The sequence below is a fragment of the Priestia sp. SIMBA_032 genome, from assembly GCF_046535215.1.
GTDB lineage: Bacteria > Bacillota > Bacilli > Bacillales > Bacillaceae_H > Priestia > Priestia aryabhattai.
In genome coordinates, this window is sequence record NZ_JAWRXD010001264.1 from 1 (window position 1) to 248 (window position 248).

At 40.7% G+C, this 248-nt stretch carries 1 pseudogene; it reads right to left on the bottom strand.

From position 1 onward, the window contains the following. A pseudogene (locus SB717_RS38390) lies at positions 1-248 on the bottom strand (cytochrome d ubiquinol oxidase subunit II); the annotation flags it as partial.

Below are 248 nucleotides of genomic sequence, written 5' to 3' on the forward strand. Positions count from 1 at the left end.
GTTACGTCAGGATAAATAATATAAGGTAAATGCGCGACGCCGTAAGCGTAGCTTGCAAATGCATATTGAGCGACGACAGCTAAAACGGCAATACGAGGATATCCTAGTGTATTGTACTTTTTGTTTGTCCACCAAAGGGACGAGTATCCGATAACGAATAAAACAATAGAAACTGTAAACCACGGGAATTGCTTTATTAATCCTTGCATAAGCCAATGTGTTTCAGGATCCATTACAACGAGGGCGAT